Origin of the sequence: Shewanella litorisediminis, assembly GCF_016834455.1 — a bacterium.
Lineage (GTDB): Bacteria > Pseudomonadota > Gammaproteobacteria > Enterobacterales > Shewanellaceae > Shewanella > Shewanella litorisediminis.
Genome location: NZ_CP069213.1, coordinates 74,985 through 91,984, shown reverse-complemented (window position 1 = coordinate 91,984; position 17,000 = coordinate 74,985). Strand labels below are relative to the sequence as shown.

The following is a 17,000-nucleotide window of genomic DNA, read 5'->3' as shown; positions in this document are numbered from 1 at the left end:
CCAACTCAAATCAGCTGGGATCAGTCGATGATCGAGAAATACAATTACAGCGGTCCCCGTTACACCTCGTATCCCACGGCGCTGGAGTTCAACGACGGTTTCACCGAGCAGGATTTGCTGAGTGCCATTGAGCACAGCAAGAGCGATAAACTGTCACTCTATATTCACATTCCCTTCTGTGCCAAGCTTTGTTATTACTGCGGCTGCAATAAGGTTATTACCCGCCACGCCCACAAGGCCGATCAGTACATCGAATATCTGGCGAGTGAAATCTTAAATCGTGCCCCGCTGTTCAAGGGTTACACTGTCACCCAGATGCACTGGGGCGGTGGTACCCCTACCTTCCTGAGCCCAGAGCAAATACTGCGTCTGACCAAGCTTTTGAAGGACAACTTCAACTTTGCCGACGAAGGCGAGTTCTCCATTGAAGTCGACCCGCGCGAGATTGAGCTGACCATGCTCGACACCCTCAAGGAAGCCGGTTTTAACCGTATCTCCATCGGGGTGCAGGACTTCAACAAGCAGGTTCAGGAAGCCGTAAACCGCCCGCAGGACGAGCAGTTTATTTTCGACCTGATTGGCAAGGCCAAGGCCATGGGTTTTGAGTCCACCAACGTGGATTTGATTTACGGCCTGCCACATCAAACGCCTGAAACCTTTGCCGAAACCATCCAGCGCATTCTGGACTTGTCGCCTGACCGCCTGTCGGTGTTCAACTACGCCCACTTGCCTGCGCGCTTTGCCGCTCAGCGCAAGATCAAGGACGAAGACCTGCCATCACCGCAGCAGAAGCTGGAAATCCTGCACCAGACCATCGAGACCTTGGTGGACGCCGGTTATCAGTACATCGGCATGGACCACTTCGCCAAGCCCGATGACGAGCTGGCGCGCCTGCAGCGCGAAGGCAAGCTGCACCGTAACTTCCAGGGTTACACCACCCAGGAAGAATGCGACCTGCTGGGTCTGGGTGTGTCGTCCATCAGCCAGATTGGCGATTGCTACGCCCAAAACCAGAAAGATATCCGCCCCTACTACGAAGCCATCGACGACCATGGCCATGCGCTGTGGAAGGGCTGTAAGCTTAACCACGACGACGAAATCCGCCGCGTGGTCATCAAGCAGCTTATTTGTCACTTCGATTTGGATATGGCGGTTATCGACGAGAAATTCGGCTTCACCTTCGAAGACTACTTCGCCCAGGATTTGAAGCTGCTGCAGACCTTCATCGACGACAAGCTGGTGACCATTGAAAACCGTCGCATCCATGTGTCTGACACCGGCCGCCTGCTTATCCGTAACATCTGCATGTGTTTTGACGTGTACTTCCGCGAGAAGGCCCGTCAGCAGCAGTTCTCAAGGGTGATTTAAGGCGCAGAATAGGGCCAGCAAGCCCAATTCAGCCAACAAAAAACCGGCCACTGGGCCGGTTTTTTTATCTTCAAGGTTCGCTGAATCAGGCTTTGGCGGCGTACAGCGCCTTACGGTCTGAGTCAGAGATAAACGCCATCTCCACGCCATTGGCCTGCAGTTTGGCAAGCTCAGCAGCGCTGAAACCCATCTCGTTAAGGGCAAGTCTGTACTCGTGTTTGATGTCGATGTTGCTTACGCCCGGGTCATCGGTATTCAGGCACGCCAGCACACCGGCATCCACGAAGGTTCGCAGCGGATGCTCATCAAGCGACTTCACGGTGGAGGTTTGCAGGTTTGACGTGGGGCAAGACTCGATACCGATGCGGTGCTTGGCCAGATACTCCATCAGCTTGGGATCCTGCACCGCCTTCACGCCGTGGCCGATACGGGTAGCACCCAGCTCCTGAATCGCCTGCCACATGCTCTCGGCACCGGCGGCTTCACCTGCGTGTACCGTGATGTTAAGCCCTGAGTCACGCACCCGCTTGAAGTGATCGTTAAACAGGCTGCCGGGGAAACCCAGCTCATCACCGGCCAGGTCGATGGCCACCAGCTTGTCGCGGTGGGCAAGCAGGCCATTGAGCTCTGCGGTGCAGGCATCCACACCGAAGGAGCGGGACATGATACCAATCAGGTTAATCTTCACCTGGGGATATGCTTTCAAACCCTGATTTACGCCGTCAATCACGGCCTCCACCACGCCTTCGATAGGCAACTTGTGGTTCATCGCCATGTAATAAGGGCTGAAACGCAGCTCGGCATAATCGAGGCCCGACAGCGCCGCATCGGCTACGTTTTCTCGGGCTACCCGCTGCACCGCATCCAGGTCTGCGAGCACGGCCACCATCCAGTCGAGCTTTTTCAAAAAAGCGACCAGGCTGGTTTCCTTACCCTGAATTTGAACGAAAGGTGCCAACGTCTCCAGCGAGTCCGCCGGTAAGGCGATATCGTGCTGATGACCCAGCTCCCAAATGGTTTGCACCCTGACGTTGCCGTCAAGATGCCGGTGGAGATCCACCAGTGGAATCTTGTTATCAATCATAGTTAACCCCTGTTTGAAAGCCCCGCCAATTGTGTTTTTATTCCTGGTCTTGGGCAGCGATGAAGTTTAACACGCAATTGCAGGCTTAAATCTGAGTAATGTTCAATCTGTTCGCAAAATCAACAAATTCTCACAAACTTAGTGCCTAAAGTTAAGGGTTCGGGCTGGCAAGGCGGCGACAGTCAGGCATAATCCCTCGTTGGATAACACAAAATCACAAGGACAACGGCATGCACAAGCTCTTCAAACCGACACTGCTCGCTCTGGCTCTGGCCGGCACCCTCGCCGGTTGTAACGTCAACACCACGGCCAGCGATGCCTACAGGTATTCTTACGATGCCAATCGTGCACAGCAGCGCCCCGCCGCCGAAGAGCCCAAAGCAGCCGAGGTCAAAGTTGCCCCTGTGATCCTCGATAAAAATCTGCAAAGCATTATCGACAAGGCCTGGCGGCTGGATTTGGAAATCAGCCCGTCACTGGCATACGACCAGGGTGATAAATCCGCTGCGGGCAAGCTCGCCGACCTGTCGCCCGAGCGCCTCGCCGAGACTCAGCTCAAGCGTCAGAGCCTTCTTGCGTCGCTGAAGGCGCTGGACCGCAGCAAGCTCTCCAAGGAAGACCGCATCAATGCCGATATCCTTCAAGGGCAAATTCAGAACGATGTCGACATGTATCAGTTTAAAGACCACTACATGCCTATCTCGTCCGAAGGCGGCTTCCACGCGTACATTGCCTCCATGGCCAAGGGCAGCTTCAAGACCCGCGAAGATTACGACAATTACCTCGCCAAGCTGAATGCCCTGCCACAGTACTTTGCCCAGCAAACCTTCTGGCTGCGTCAGGGACTGGCAAGCGGCATCACCCCGCCCAAGGTCACCCTCAAAGGCTTTGAAGACAGCATCAGCGCCTTTATGGTGCCGGTGGAAGACAGCACCTACTTCGCCCCCTTTAAGGAATTTCCGGCCCATTTCAGCGCCGCCGACAAGGCCGAGCTGACCCAAGCCGGTCGTAAGGCCGTAGCAGAGAAAGTACTGCCCCAGTATCAGGCATTCCATGACTTCATGACCGGCGAGTACATGCCAAACGCCCGTGAAACCATTGCCGCCTACGATATGCCAAACGGGCAGGACTTCTACGAAAACCGGGTGCGTTACTACACTACCCTCGACATGACCTCAGATGAAGTACATCAGCTGGGTCTCAAAGAAGTGGCCCGTATCCGCGCCGAAATGGAAGCCGTTATCAAGAGCACAGGCTTTAAGGGCAGCTTCGATGAGTTCCTGCACTTCCTGCGCACCGATCCGCGCTTCTATGCCACCACGCCCGAGCAGCTCTTGAAGGAAGCCGCCTACATCGCCAAGAAGGCCGACGCCATGCTGCCCAAGTTCTTCGGCAAGCTGCCACGTCAGCCCTACGGCATAGAGCCGGTACCGGCCGAAATCGCCCCCAAGTACACCACGGGCCGCTATTCAGGCTCCTCCGCCCCGGACAAAGCCGGTTACTACTGGGTCAACACCTATGCGCTGGACAAGCGTCCACTGTACGAAATGGAAGCCCTGACCCTGCACGAAGCCGTGCCCGGTCATCACCTGCAAATTGCCCTCAATCAGGAGCTGGACAAACTGCCCAACTTCCGCCGCTACAGTTATATCTCTGCCTTCGGCGAAGGTTGGGGTCTGTACAGTGAATACCTGGGACTGGAAGGCGGTTTCTACACTGACCCTTACAGCAACTTTGGCCGCCTGACCTATGAAATGTGGCGCGCCGCACGTTTGGTGGTGGATACCGGCATGCACGCCAAGGGCTGGAGCCGTCAGCAGGCCATCGACTTTATGGCCGGTAATACCGCACTGTCGCTGCATAACGTGAATACCGAAATCGACCGCTACATCTCCTGGCCTGGTCAGGCGGTGTCGTACAAGATTGGCGAGCTGACCATCAAGCGTCTGCGGGCCAAGGCCGAAGCCGAGCTGGGTGAAAAATTCGATATCCGCGCATTCCACGATGCCGTGCTGGCACATGGCAGCGTGCCCCTGTCGGTGCTGGAGCAACAAATCAACGACTTTATCGCCGCCGCCAAAGCGGCCTGAATCAAGTCCGGGGCCACTGGCCCCGGCATCTTTAACAGTCTCACATGCATACACCAGCTTTGAACACATCTTTGACTATTCCACCCGCCCTCAGGGCGCTGTATCAGCGCTGTGAGCTTGGCAGCCTTGCCACCAGCCCGGGCGTCGACATCGCCTGGCTGGCACTGGAACACCCCAGCCCCAAGGGCAGCATTGTTTTTTCCAACGGCCGGGTTGAGGCCTTTCTCAAGTATCTGGAGCTGTACCAGGCCTTTTATGAGGCCGGCTACAGTGTCTATGCCCTCGACCATCGCGGTCAGGGGTTATCGAGTCGTCTTACGCCTAATCGTCATATGGGCCATGTGGCGCACTTTGGTGACTACCTCACCGACTTTCATGCTTTTATGGAGCAGGTGGTGCGCCCACGGGCCAAAGCACCGCTGTTTCTGGCGGGCCACTCCATGGGTGGCGCCATAGGTACTTTGTATTTGCAGGCGCATTCGGGTGTGTTCAGTGCCGCCTGTTTCTCGGCCCCCATGTACGGCATCTGCCTGCCCATGAATAAGGTGTTTGTGCGCTGGCTGGCGCACAAGCTCGATGCCAGCGCCAAAGGGCTGCCCAACTATATTCTGGGGGGCAAGGACTATACCCCGGCGCCTTTTGCCAAAAACGACCTCACCAAGAGCGAGGCACGCTATCAGGCATATCGCGAGCTCTATGAGCAAAACCCGCAACTGCAGCTGGGCTCCCCCACCAACCGCTGGCTGCTGGAAGCTTTGGATGCCTGTGACGAGGCGGTATTGGCGGCGCGGGAGAGCAAAATCCCTTTGCTGGTTCTGCAAGCCAGTGAAGACACCATTGTCGACAACAAGGCCCAGAATAGAGCCTTGGGAGGACTGTGCGAGCGCTTGCTGATTGACGATGCCCGCCATGAAATCCTGATGGAATGCGACGGCCCGCGCACCAAAGCCATAACGGCGATGCTGGACTTTTTTGCCAGCCATTCGCCTGAGCACTGATCCCAGCGCAGGCACTCGAAAGGAAAAAAAGATTCGGGGCATTGCGCAAATACAAGGGCATGCATTGACGCATGCCCTGTCTTTACAGCCAGTTCAGCCCAAGTAATGTGTGCTTGTAGGCTGCTCGCCGCTTCGCAGTGCCACCAAGGATGCAGCCGGCATCGGCTTACCAAGCAGATAGCCCTGGAAGAAGTCACAATCGAGGCTTGAGAGGTATGCCTGTTGAGCCTCGGTCTCAACCCCTTCGGCCACCACCTTCAACATGAGACTGTGGGCCATTTCAACAATCGCCCTCACTATGGCATTGCCCGCCTCGGTGCCAATGCGGCCCACAAACGCAGCATCCAGCTTCAGCCTTGAAAGCGGCAGACTCTGCAGATAACTCAGTGACGAGTAACCTGTACCAAAGTCATCGATGGCTATGGAGAATCCCGCGCTGCGCAGCCGCTGCATCCGCTCGCTGATGGCATTGAGGTTGGACAGCAGCGCATATTCGGTCAGCTCCAGCTCAATCTGTTCAGGCGACACCTGATGGGCCTTGAGCAAGGCCAGCAAACGTTCGACGAAATCACTTTGGTTAAAATGGCGGGCACTGATGTTAACCGCCACCGCCGGCATTGGGGTGCCCTTGTCGGCCATGGCTTTCAGGGTGCGGCACACTTCCAGCAGTACCCATTGGCCGATGCCAATGATAAGCCCGGAATCCTCGGCAACCGGGATAAACTGCGCCGGAGAAATGGCGCCGCGCTCCGGATGGTGCCAGCGGCACAGGGCCTCGCAGCACACCAGCTCACCATCGTGATTAAAGATGGGCTGAAATACCAGCGACAGCTGCTCACGCTCAATGGCATGACGCAGCTCGTTTTGCAGCCACAGGTTTTCGGTGGCCTTATCTTCCAGTTCATCACTGTACAGAGCACAGCCGTTGCGGCCGCCGTCCTTGGCTGCGTACATAGCCATATCGGCATGCTTGAGCAGCTGCGCCGGCTCAACCGGATGATGGTTATCAAACAGGCACACGCCCACGGAGGCGGTGACATTGATTTGCTGATCCGAGAGCTGAAAACTGCGGGCAATCTGCTGCTTAAGCTCGGCCCCAAGCTGCATCGCCTGATGGGCTGCCTGCTCATTGTCGGTCGCGAGGTCAAGCACCATAATCGCAAATTCATCGCCGCCCAATCGTGCCACAAGAGCATTACCACTGAAAAAGCCCGACAACCTGGCCGCCGCCTGAATCAGCAGACGATCGCCGTGGTGATGGCCCAGGGCATCGTTGACGAGTTTAAAGTTGTCCAAATCAATCAACAGCAGGGCGCCCAGGCGTAACATGCTGCCGGGACCGGCCTGCTGGAACTCAAACAGGGCATCCATCACGGCCCGGCGGTTGGCCAGGTTGGTCAGAGAGTCGTGGTTGGCCTGATGGGCAATGGCCTGCTGATTACGCACATCTTCCGACACATCACGCTGACTGCCTATCACACGCGCCGGGCGACCGTCCTCTTCCCACTCCACCACCATGCCGCGATCGAGCACCCAAATATAGTGCCCCTGACGGTGTTTCAAACGATGGCGACTCTCATACACGTCCGACTCACCCTTGAGATAGCTTTGCAGCCGCTCCAGCACCCGGGCTTTATCGTCGGGGTGCAAGTGGCTTTCCCAGGAGCTGTACTCATTTTTCAGCTCCGTGGGGCCGTAGCCCAGCATCTCTTTCCAGCGGTCCGATAAAAACAGCTCGCCAATGCTTATCTGCCAATCCCAAATACCGGTTTGCGAGCCTTCCACCGCAAACAGCCAACGCTGCTCAGAATCCCGCAGCTGCTTCAGGGTGCGTTTGAGCTTGAGTTCGGTCTGATACATGTACTGCTGCAATTTGGCGACTTCGCTGGACGCCATGGGCACAGTCTGCGCCAAAGGCTCTGCTTGCTTAAGACGGGCCAAGCGCAGCAAACTGCGCAGCGGTCTGACGCCCACATAATGGAACACGGTTAAAAACATCAGGATCAGCACAGCGCCGCCGCCCCAAATCTGCAAAAAGCGTTGCTGTAGCTCGCTGATGGAACGGCTGTATGCACCGGAGAGGTCGTATTCCAGATAGATAAGGTTGATTTCGCTATAGCGGGGAACGCCACTGTGGCTAACAGGGTAGTATGCCTGGATAGACAAGCGGTCGGGGTTGACCTGTACCCAGGGCTTCTGGCCGGCCACTGTCTGCTCGTGCCGGGCGGGCTCATAACCGTCGATGACCTGACTGGCACGACTGCCCTGCCAAACCAGATGGTTGGCGTAACGAATGTTGCTGGCAGGGTCCACCAGCACCAGCACCATCAACTCAAGATCAGTCGCCGCCAGCGACACCTCCTGGGCAATACGGTCGGTATCCTGCACCGCCATGGCGTCCGACACTATGTGCTGCAAGCGGAACATCTGCTGCCTGACCTGTGCCAGCTGAGCTTCAGCCACCTGCTCCTGTTTCAGGGATTTTTCATAATAAAACTCTGCCCCTACCAGGCTCAGGTAGAGCAGTATCAGGCACAGGGGTGCCATCAGGGCCAGGGACAGGCGCGGCAGTCTTGGCAAAGCGTTATCCAGCAAACAAAAACCAACGAAGCACTATGCTATCCACAATCGGGGATCTTGGCAAAAAACCATTCACCGACAAATAAGAATTAAACTAATTAACAGTTTGAAATAAATTAAAATTTAAACTTGTTCAACCTTCGACTGAAACGGTGTTTTTCGCAAAACCGCACACTGAAGGTGTTATTCTCAGCCACGGTTCTGCTGAAATGGGGCTTGGGCTATTTAAAGGTGAGATGACCGCCAAGACGGAAACGGCTGCCGGGGTGCATCAAACGGGCAAAGCTCACCACGCCATGGCGTGACCAGGTACGACGAATGATCTGCAGGCAAGGCTCGCCTTCGGGCATATTCAGGCGGCTGCGTACCTGCTCTTTGGGCATAATCGCCTCAATGGTGTGGCGCGCCTCGGTAAGCGGCGCCACCTGCGACAAATATTCGTGTGGCGTCTGGCTGCTGAAGTCCTGTTTCAGATAGTGGGGAATAAGCTCAGGGTTCACAAAGCGCTCCTCAAGCTGCAGTGGCAAACCCTGCTCGCAGTGCACCAACAGCGAATAAAACACCTCGTCGCCTTCCTCCAATCCCAGCGCAATAGCGATGGGGGCGATGGCATCCATTGCCTCAAGCTCAAGCACACGCACACTGTAGCCATGGCCTCGCCCCTTGATTTCATCGGCGATATTGCGAATAGACAGCATGCTCGATTGCGACTTAAGCGACGCCACAAAGGTACCCAGTCCCTGAGAGCGCTCCAGCACCCCTGCCTCAACCAACTCGGTCAGGGCCCGGCGGGCTGTCATGCGGCTGCAGCCAAACTGCTCTGCCAGCTGATTCTCAGAGGGCACCCGGGTGTTTTCTTCCCACTGACCCGACTCAATATGGCGCCGTATGTATTCTTTGATTTCGGCAAACTTGGCTGTGGCCATGGGCATCCCTTAATTTCCGCCTGACGCGGTTTGCGGCTGTCTTTCTCGCCTGAGTGTCGGCTATAATCCAAACTTGTATATACAAGTAGATACTGCTTGGTCAGCTAAAGATCAAGCCGTAACAATAGATTAGTCGGTTGCCTCATCATATTTTGGGCAGTCACACTGGTAGAATGCCCTACAACACAGCCACAGCAGGAGTCAGCATGTCTTGGGATCAGGTTTGGATTGATATCAACATTGCCACCATGGACCCATCCAGGAGCGAGGCCTATGGCGCCATCCCTGATGCTGCGCTGGCCGTGAAAGATGGCAAAATCGCCTGGCTTGGCAAACGCAGTGAGCTACCCGAATTTGATGTGCTGGCCACCCCGGTACACCGTGGCCATGGCGGCTGGCTGACCCCCGGCCTTATCGATGCCCACACCCATCTGGTGTTTGCCGGTAACCGCGCCAACGAATTTGAGCTGCGTCTTCAAGGCGCCAGCTACGAAGACATCGCCCGCGCCGGTGGCGGTATTGTCAGCACAGTGAAGGCCTGCCGTGAAGCCGACGAAGCCGAGCTGTTCGACCTCGCCCGTCGCCGCCTGAATGCGCTGGCCAAAGAAGGGGTAACCACGGTGGAAATCAAATCCGGCTATGGCCTGGATCTGGACACCGAACTTAAACTGCTGCGGGTTGCCCGCGAGCTTGGCAAACATCACCACGTGGATGTAGTCACCACCTTCCTCGGCGCCCATGCGGTACCGCCCGAGTTCAAGGGTCAGGGCGAGGCAGGTACCGATGCCTATGTGGATCTGGTGGTAAACGAGATGCTGCCCGCCGTGGTGGCCGAGAATCTTGCCGATGCCGCCGACGTATTCTGCGAAAACATTGCCTTTAACCTCGAACAGACAGAGCGGGTACTGAGCGCCGCCATGGCGCTTGGGCTGGATATCAAGCTGCATGCCGAGCAGCTCAGCAACCTTGGCGGCAGTGAACTGGCCGCGCGCCTCAGCGCCAAGTCGGTGGACCATATCGAATACCTCGACGAAGCCGGCGTAAAAGCCATCGCCCAGAGCGGCACCTGCGCCGTACTGCTGCCGGGCGCCTTCTACTTCCTGCGGGAAACCAAGAAGCCACCCATCGATCTCTTGCGTCAGTATCAGGTACCCATGGTGCTCGCCAGCGACTTCAACCCCGGCTCATCACCCATTTGCTCTACCCTCTTGATGCTGAACATGGGTTGCACCCTGTTCCGCCTGACGCCCGAAGAAGCACTGGCCGGTGTGACCCGCAACGCCGCCCGCGCTCTGGGCCGTGACCAGCGCGTTGGTATATTGCGTGAAGGAATGGATGCCGACTTCTGCCTGTGGCGTATCTCTACCCCGGCGGAGCTGGCCTATTCCTACGGCGTGAACCCTCTGGTGGATGTGGTGAAGGGTGGCAGACTGATTCATCAGTGATGCTGAGCCTCAGTCGCCGCAAGGCTGTTATGACTGAAGAGGGTCAGTGCCAAAGCGTCGGTGCCAAACTGGCGTTTGGCGAATGGTTTGTAGCCAAGCTGCGCTTGGCAGAAGATCGTGGGCTTCCTGCCCACACCCGGGCAAGGGGCTTTGCTCGTCCAAAAGCCCCTTGCGTCCCAAACGACGCCCCGACGAAGCGGATAACCCCTTCGGGTTTATGCTGGAAATTGGCTAACGCGCCAGACGCTTATCCCTGATTCGACTGGCGCTGCATCGGCATCCATGCCTCGCTACGCCATATCCAGCAACACCCTCAGCCGCTTCGAAGGGGATCGGTGTATCCCTCAGCAGTCCCTGTTGTATTCACAAGTATTTCAATTAACCGATTTTTCGTTCATTTTGACTTCAAATTCTTCAAATCGAACAAAATCATCCAACCTCTCGCAAAGGTAACCTTCTTGGGTTTTCGCTAACTCTCCCAGTGAATTTATATAGGTGACAACTATGGAGCATGTATCGTACTCATCAGGTTGAAAGCGATTCCGAACATTAGCGGGCCTGATCCGCTTGTCAATAAAGTCTGTTTTCACCACTAAGGTTTCCCCTACCGGTAATGACACATCTGCCGCCGATGTATGGATATGGTACCATCCCTCCCCTCCGTAAAAGGGTCTGACAATCTCAGCAGACTTAATAAACGTCTTTGACTTACCACCATTGAAAATTCTAAAGGAAAGGCCATCGACATACCCTCCAGATATGTCAGCGATCTTTAAAATTGTTTCTTTTGGTTTGCTATCCAAATACATCGGCATAAAGAAAACAAAAAAGCTCCATACGATACCTATAATCGCCAATAAGGTATTAATCGCGGTCGAGGGTTCAATGTATTTAAATAACGGTAGTTGATATCCAGAGCATGCGTGACACTTGATTGCGGTTGCATCAATTTGCTGGCTACAGCATACACTTCTTCTTGTTGTTCCGTTTTTTGTTCATCAATAACTCCTTGAGCACCCTGCCCCTATTGTAAAGTGACGGGTTTTGCATCCGCAAACCTCAAGAGACAGGACAGGCACAACTCCCAAAACCCAATAGTCGTTTTAAGCCGCCGGTCAAAGGGCTTAGCTACCCAGGTCAAGCTCCCTTCAACCAGTTTTTGTTTGCCATTGCTTGTGCACAGCACCTGACATCTCCATAGACAAGCCGCATAAACCACATAACAATGGCCTCTTTTGCGCCTACGGCGTACCTGCCGCCTGACTTCTCGGCACATCTTACCGAAAGGAATTCTTTGCATGACACGGATATTCACGCTTCTGCTTGCCTGCGCCGCTAACCTGGCAACAGCAAACCTGACCGTTGCCAACACCCCGACAACCCCCAAGGCGACCGGGGTGCAGGCCGCATCTCTGCTCGGCGGGCAACGTGGCAGTGGGCAACTCTATGAAGTGGTAGATACCCAGGTTTGGGACGTGCCGGACCCCAAGAGCGGCCGCGATTATCAGGTGTTTGTGGCGCTGCCAGCCTCCTATGAAAAGGAGCCTTCGCGGCGCTATCCGGTGCTCTATGTCACCGATGCGGACTATGCCTTTGCCATGGTGAAACAGATTGCCAGGCGCCTGAATGGGCACGGCCCCGCCATTGAAGACTTTATTCTGGTGGGCCTGTCATATTCTGTTGGCGATCATGGCATGCCGAGCCGCCGACGTGACTACACCCCCACGCCCAATGGCCCGGGTTCAGATGTCGCCAAGGGTGTCCATGGTGAGGGGAAACTGTATCTTGAATACCTTAAACACAGCGCCATGCCCTTTATTGCAGGCAAATACCGTACCGATGAGGCAAGGCGCTTATTCCTGGGCCATTCCTACGGCGGGCTGTTGGGGGCGCAGGCGCTGTTAACCGATCCGGATATGTTTGCCGGGTATGTGCTCGGCAGCCCATCATTTTGGTATGACAACAAGGTGATGTGGTCTTTCGAAAAACGTTATGCCAAATCCCACAAAGATTTGCCCGCAAAAGTGTACCTGTATGTCGGGGAATACGAAGATATGAAGCCCAGTGATGCACGTTATGCCACCCGTTACAACATGGTCACGGATGCGCGCTATTTCGAGAAAACCCTTAAGTCACGCCAATATCCTTCTCTGCAGCTGAAGCTGGATGTGCTCAACGACGAAGATCATTTAAGCGTGGCACCGCGGGGTTTTACCCACGGACTCAAGTACCTGCTGCCTGCATCCCCGGACAACAAATCCTGAATTCCCGGAGGATGAATATTTTGATCCCGGCCACTTCGGAGCCGGTCAAAGACTCCACGTATACCGATTAGTCCGGGGCGTGCCGACACGCCATCAATCATTGAGCGGCAAGTGGCTTTAGAAAGCAGCAGCCGCGTTGGCTAAAGGAAGATAACCCCATCTGACAAAGCCACTCGGCAACTCAGGTGGATAGTTTTTCGACATCCCTGTTGCGTTTTCAAACCACTTCAGCCACAGCCAATCACTTAGAAAAACCGCGGCAACGCCGTTGGCCTGTCTATAGCTTCATAGTTTAAGTTCTCTTATCAGGACAAGAGGCAAAGCCGATGGCATTACGCATTTCACAACTGGCACAAAGGCTCGGATTATCGCGATCAACCCTGCTTTACTACGAGAAACAGGGGCTTATCCACAGCAAGCGGCTGGATAACGGCTACCGGGTATACAGCGAAAAGGACGTACAACGGCTGACCCTGATCCAAAAGCTGCAGGCAGGCGGCCTCACCTTAAAAGAGTGTCTGGCCTGCCTCGATGAGCGAATCGACAGGGAACTGCTGCAAACCCGCCTAGCCGAGCTGGACGCCGAGATTGCCCAAAAGCAGGCCGCGCGGACACTGCTTGCAGCCCTTCTGGGCGAAGGCGATTTGAAGGCGTGGCACGAGTCCCTCACAAAAGAAGCGCCCGAGGCGCATCTGGATTGGTTACAAACCCAGGGCTTCAGCGAAAAAGAAGCACTGCACCTGACATGGTTATCTAAAGATATGAACGAACACGACAAATTTATGGCCGACTTTATGCACATTTTCGCCCCACTGACACGTTGGGCACCGGGCAGCGAGGCGGATACCTTAAAAGCACTGGCAGCCGTGCCGCTGACGCCAACGCGCATTCTCGACATCGGCTGCGGCAAGGGTCTGGCGACCCGGGTACTGGCCAGGCACACCCAGGCCAGCATCACCGCCATCGACAACGAAGAAGGTGCATTGGCCGAGCTGCAACAGCAGCTTCAGCACAGCGGCCTAACCAGCCGGGTCAGCACCCTGTGCGCCAGCATGACGGACATCCCACTGCCAGCGGCAAGCGCCGATCTGATTTGGGCCGAAGGCAGCGCCTATATCATGGGGGTCGAACAGGCGCTCAAGTCATGGCGTAAGCTGCTGGTCGATAACGGCGTGCTGGTACTCAGCGATCTGGTGTGGCTGACAGACGACAAAGACCCTGAGGCCGTAGCCTTCTGGCAGCAGGACTACCCCGCCATGACCTCAGTCGAGGCGAGAAAGGCACAGATGCAGGCGGCAGGCTTTGAGGTTATAGGCAGCTTTAGCCTGAGTAATGAGGCCTGGCAGAGCTTTACCGGCCCTCTCGCCGCGAGAGTTGATGAGGTTTCCAAGCAGCTGGCAGGCTCGCAGGCGTTAGCCAATGTGCAGCGGGAGCTTGATATTTTCAGCCGCTTCCTCGGCCAGTTTGGTTATCAGTTCTTCGTGCTGCAAAAACGCGGTTAACCTTTTAACCGCCAATTCCCCCGCTTATCGGCAAATTCCCCCCGCTCAGGGTTTCTCACTGTAGCGGGGGTTTTTGTTTGCCTATTCTGGCTCCAACAACAGCGGCGATGCAGTCGCAACCCCATAAATTCACGGAGCCAACAATGGATAACGCACTCAATAAATTAGAAAAACAGCTTTCAACCCAAAAACTCATCAATGGTGTGCTGCTGGGCGGCTTGGTTGCCCTTGGCGCCTTGCAGCTGTATCAGGCAAGCGCCCCCAAAGTGTTCGATGAAATCTCGGTAGAGCGGATCAACATCATCGAAAAGAGCGGCTTTAACCGCATGGTACTGGCCAACTCCGAGCGCTCCCCCGGGGTCGACAAGTACGGCAAGGAAGTATGGCGCAGCGAAGAAGCCCGCCCCGGCATGATTTTCTACAACGACGAAGGCACCGAAAACGGCGGTTTTGTGTTCCGCGGCCACAAAAAAGACGGCCAGGTAGACCACGGCCTGCACATCAGCTTTGACCGCTACAACCAGGACCAAACCCTGATGATGCAGCACATAGAGCAGGGCGATTATCAGCTGAGTGGCCTGACTGTGATGGACCGCAGCGACCAGGAAATGGACTTCGCCAAAGTGCGCGAATATCTGGAGGCGAGCAAAGCAGGCGACACTGCCACGGCCGAAGCCATTTACGCCCAGCTTGAGAAAGACAAGCAGCTTGGCACCTACCGCGCCTTTTACGGCACTCTCAATGGCGATGCCAAGTTGCAGCTGCACGACACCGATGGCAACAAACGCATCCAGATGGTCGTGACCGAAAGCGGCGAAGCCAAGCTGGAGTTCCTCGACGAAAAAGGTCAGGTTATACTCCGTCTTCCTGAAGGGACTAACTAATGGCAATGGCTAAGCTACTCAACATTCTGGCAATTTTTGCATTCTCACTGGCGGTGGCCTTTTACGCCGCCCTGCTGAGAACCGGCCCCGATGAGCCTTTGGTGGTGCATTTTGATGCCCCAGTTTGGATTGCGCTGCAATCCTTTGTGGCCCAGTGGCTCACCCTCAAATGTTATCGGCTGCTGAGCAAAGGCCAAGGGCTCAGCCCCCACCCGAGCCACTACATCAAGGTGTATCTGGTTTCCGCCATCGCCTTTGCCCTGCTGATGAGCATGGCCACCCTGCCCATCGAAATCGCCGCCGGTTTGCAGCATATCGATGGCTACCATCTGCTGCTGTCTATCGCCACCAATCTGGCGCTGCACCTGATGGTGGGCGGCGTTACTCTGGTGCTCAAGGTGCTGGACAACCACCAGCAGCAAGCCGTGGCGCTTGAGCGGGAGAAAAAACTCGCCCTCGAACGCCAGGTTGCCCTGTTGCAGGCTCAGCTTGACCCACACTTTTTATTCAATAATCTCAATGTATTGTCGGCACTAATCAGTAAAGACCCTGACGAGGCCGAGGAGTTTCTGCACACCTTTTGCGACATCTACCGCTATGTGCTGGAAAACCGTGAGCGGCCTTTGGTGCCGCTGCATCAGGAACTCGATTTTGCCCGGGACTATATGGCGCTGTTGGATATTCGCTTTAATGGCGCCTATCGGCTTGAGCTGCCGGATTTCACCGACAATGCCGCAGCACTCAGTCAACTGCTGCCGCCCTGCACCTTGCAGTTAACCCTCGAAAATGCCGTGAAACACAATCAGGGTGACAGCGCCGCGCCGCTGCCCATCAGGGTGCAGATCTGCGAGGGCGAAATCCAAATCCGCAACCCGATGCGTGAAAAGGCCTTTAAACCGGCTTCCAGCGGCCTTGGGCTTGCCAATCTTTCCGCCCGCAGCCTGAGCCTGTGCGGCCGGGACATTCGGGTAACCAAGGACGATGGCGAGTTCTGCATTACCATTCCATTGCAAAACGCGGCGGCAGCAAAGGCACAAACCGCCACCACAACTCATACCACCGCAACGCACACCGCCGCCTGACCGGCGGCCATCACACAGGGAGAAGCCGTGAAAATACTGGTCATTGAAGACGAGCCGCTGGCAGCAGAGAAACTGATAGGCTATATCGAGCGCTATTTCGACGGCGCCGAAGTGCTGGCGGTGCTGTCACGGGTGGATGAGGTGATTCGCTTCTTTGAGCAGCCACAGGGGATAGCGGCGCCTGAGCTGATATTTTCTGATGTGGAATTGCTGGATGGTCAGGTATTTACCGCCATGCAGGCGCTGGATTTGCCCTGCCCGGTGATTTTTACCACCTCTTACGAGCAATACTGGATGCAGGCCTTTGCCAATCAGGGCATCGAGTATCTGCTGAAGCCCTTTTCCTTCAAGCGTTTCAGCGAAGCCATGGCCAACTTCGAGCAGCTCAAACTGAGCCTCGCCACCAAGGCCGCCGCCAAAGCGGGCAGCTATAAGAGTCGGCTGCTGCTGAAAAAGGCCCAGGGGATGCAGGTATTAGCGCTTACCGAAGTGGCCTGTTTTCGCACCTCCGGCGGGGTGGTGATGGCCTGCGACACAAGCGGCGAGCACCATATGCTCACCTCCGGCTCCATCAACGAACTGCAAACCCAGCTCGACCCTGAGGTGTTCTTTCGCATCAGCCGCAGCGACATGGTCAATATCAACTTTATCGAACGCTTTGAAAATTATGGCAAAGATACTCTGGCCGTGTATCTTTCCTGCCTCGATGAACCCCTTATCACCAGCAAGACCCGCAGCGCCGAATTCCGCCGCTGGCTGGACAGTTAACCGCCGAGC

General features: G+C 55.7%; 13 protein-coding genes. 9 read left to right on the top strand and 4 right to left on the bottom strand.

The annotated features are described in order from the left end of the window. The first annotated feature begins 27 nt into the window (after positions 1 to 27). A complete protein-coding gene (gene hemN, locus JQC75_RS00410; protein WP_011758209.1) occupies positions 28 to 1,368 on the top strand; it encodes an oxygen-independent coproporphyrinogen III oxidase in 1,341 nt (446 codons plus the stop codon). An 85-nt stretch (positions 1,369 to 1,453) separates the two neighbouring features. On the opposite strand, the gene add is transcribed toward hemN, so the two are convergent. After that, a complete protein-coding gene (gene add, locus JQC75_RS00405; protein WP_203325605.1) occupies positions 1,454 to 2,452 on the bottom strand; it encodes an adenosine deaminase in 999 nt (332 codons plus the stop codon). Positions 2,453 to 2,682: 230 nt separating this feature from the next. On the opposite strand from add, the gene JQC75_RS00400 reads away from it, so the two are divergent. Both JQC75_RS00400 and JQC75_RS00395 read left to right on the top strand, forming a co-directional pair. Continuing rightward, positions 2,683 to 4,542: a DUF885 domain-containing protein gene (locus tag JQC75_RS00400; protein ID WP_203325604.1), complete on the top strand. Its 1,860-nt coding sequence runs from the start codon at positions 2,683 to 2,685 to the stop codon at positions 4,540 to 4,542. Between the two features lie 71 nt (positions 4,543 to 4,613). Next, positions 4,614 to 5,540 (top strand): alpha/beta fold hydrolase, encoded by a 927-nt coding sequence (locus tag JQC75_RS00395; protein ID WP_239002055.1) that lies wholly within the window; start codon positions 4,614 to 4,616, stop codon positions 5,538 to 5,540. Between the two features lie 93 nt (positions 5,541 to 5,633). Here the strand turns inward: JQC75_RS00395 and JQC75_RS00390 are convergent, their stop codons facing one another. Next, positions 5,634 to 8,120: a putative bifunctional diguanylate cyclase/phosphodiesterase gene (locus JQC75_RS00390; RefSeq protein ID WP_239002054.1), complete on the bottom strand. Its 2,487-nt coding sequence runs from the start codon at positions 8,118 to 8,120 to the stop codon at positions 5,634 to 5,636. A 221-nt stretch (positions 8,121 to 8,341) separates the two neighbouring features. After that, positions 8,342 to 9,046 (bottom strand): histidine utilization repressor, encoded by a 705-nt coding sequence (gene hutC, locus JQC75_RS00385; RefSeq protein WP_203325602.1) that lies wholly within the window; start codon positions 9,044 to 9,046, stop codon positions 8,342 to 8,344. 206 nt (positions 9,047 to 9,252) lie between these two features. On the opposite strand from hutC, the gene hutI reads away from it, so the two are divergent. Next, positions 9,253 to 10,491, top strand: a complete 1,239-nt coding sequence (gene hutI, locus JQC75_RS00380; protein ID WP_203325601.1) for an imidazolonepropionase — start codon at positions 9,253 to 9,255, stop codon at positions 10,489 to 10,491. A 374-nt stretch (positions 10,492 to 10,865) separates the two neighbouring features. On the opposite strand, the gene JQC75_RS00375 is transcribed toward hutI, so the two are convergent. Further along, positions 10,866 to 11,348 (bottom strand): hypothetical protein, encoded by a 483-nt coding sequence (locus tag JQC75_RS00375; RefSeq protein WP_203325600.1) that lies wholly within the window; start codon positions 11,346 to 11,348, stop codon positions 10,866 to 10,868. A gap of 441 nt (positions 11,349 to 11,789) precedes the next feature. Between JQC75_RS00375 and JQC75_RS00370 the strand changes: the two genes are divergently transcribed. The 5 genes from JQC75_RS00370 (at position 11,790) to JQC75_RS00350 (ending at position 16,991) form a co-directional block, all read left to right on the top strand. Further along, positions 11,790 to 12,755, top strand: coding sequence for an alpha/beta hydrolase (locus tag JQC75_RS00370; protein ID WP_203325599.1), 966 nt, complete (start codon positions 11,790 to 11,792; stop codon positions 12,753 to 12,755). Between the two features lie 326 nt (positions 12,756 to 13,081). Continuing rightward, positions 13,082 to 14,257, top strand: coding sequence for a MerR family transcriptional regulator (locus JQC75_RS00365; protein ID WP_203325598.1), 1,176 nt, complete (start codon positions 13,082 to 13,084; stop codon positions 14,255 to 14,257). 143 nt (positions 14,258 to 14,400) lie between these two features. After that, entirely contained in the window at positions 14,401 to 15,141 is a 741-nt protein-coding gene (locus JQC75_RS00360; RefSeq protein WP_203325597.1) for a hypothetical protein, read from the top strand. A gap of 5 nt (positions 15,142 to 15,146) precedes the next feature. Further along, complete coding sequence (locus JQC75_RS00355) at positions 15,147 to 16,223, top strand: sensor histidine kinase (protein ID WP_203325596.1); 1,077 nt, start codon at positions 15,147 to 15,149, stop codon at positions 16,221 to 16,223. Positions 16,224 to 16,250: 27 nt separating this feature from the next. Then, the gene (locus tag JQC75_RS00350; protein WP_203325595.1) at positions 16,251 to 16,991 is read left to right on the top strand and encodes a LytR/AlgR family response regulator transcription factor; all 741 of its coding nucleotides are present in this window, start codon (positions 16,251 to 16,253) and stop codon (positions 16,989 to 16,991) included. Positions 16,992 to 17,000: the final 9 nt, after the last annotated feature.

Coding starts and splice junctions, on each gene's coding strand:
- hemN (WP_011758209.1), top strand. CDS start 28: ATGATCGAGAAATACAATTACAGCGGTCCCCGTTACACCTCGTATCCC.
- add (WP_203325605.1), bottom strand. CDS start 2,452: ATGATTGATAACAAGATTCCACTGGTGGATCTCCACCGGCATCTTGAC.
- JQC75_RS00400 (WP_203325604.1), top strand. CDS start 2,683: ATGCACAAGCTCTTCAAACCGACACTGCTCGCTCTGGCTCTGGCCGGC.
- hutC (WP_203325602.1), bottom strand. CDS start 9,046: ATGGCCACAGCCAAGTTTGCCGAAATCAAAGAATACATACGGCGCCAT.
- hutI (WP_203325601.1), top strand. CDS start 9,253: ATGTCTTGGGATCAGGTTTGGATTGATATCAACATTGCCACCATGGAC.
- JQC75_RS00370 (WP_203325599.1), top strand. CDS start 11,790: ATGACACGGATATTCACGCTTCTGCTTGCCTGCGCCGCTAACCTGGCA.
- JQC75_RS00365 (WP_203325598.1), top strand. CDS start 13,082: ATGGCATTACGCATTTCACAACTGGCACAAAGGCTCGGATTATCGCGA.
- JQC75_RS00360 (WP_203325597.1), top strand. CDS start 14,401: ATGGATAACGCACTCAATAAATTAGAAAAACAGCTTTCAACCCAAAAA.
- JQC75_RS00355 (WP_203325596.1), top strand. CDS start 15,147: ATGGCTAAGCTACTCAACATTCTGGCAATTTTTGCATTCTCACTGGCG.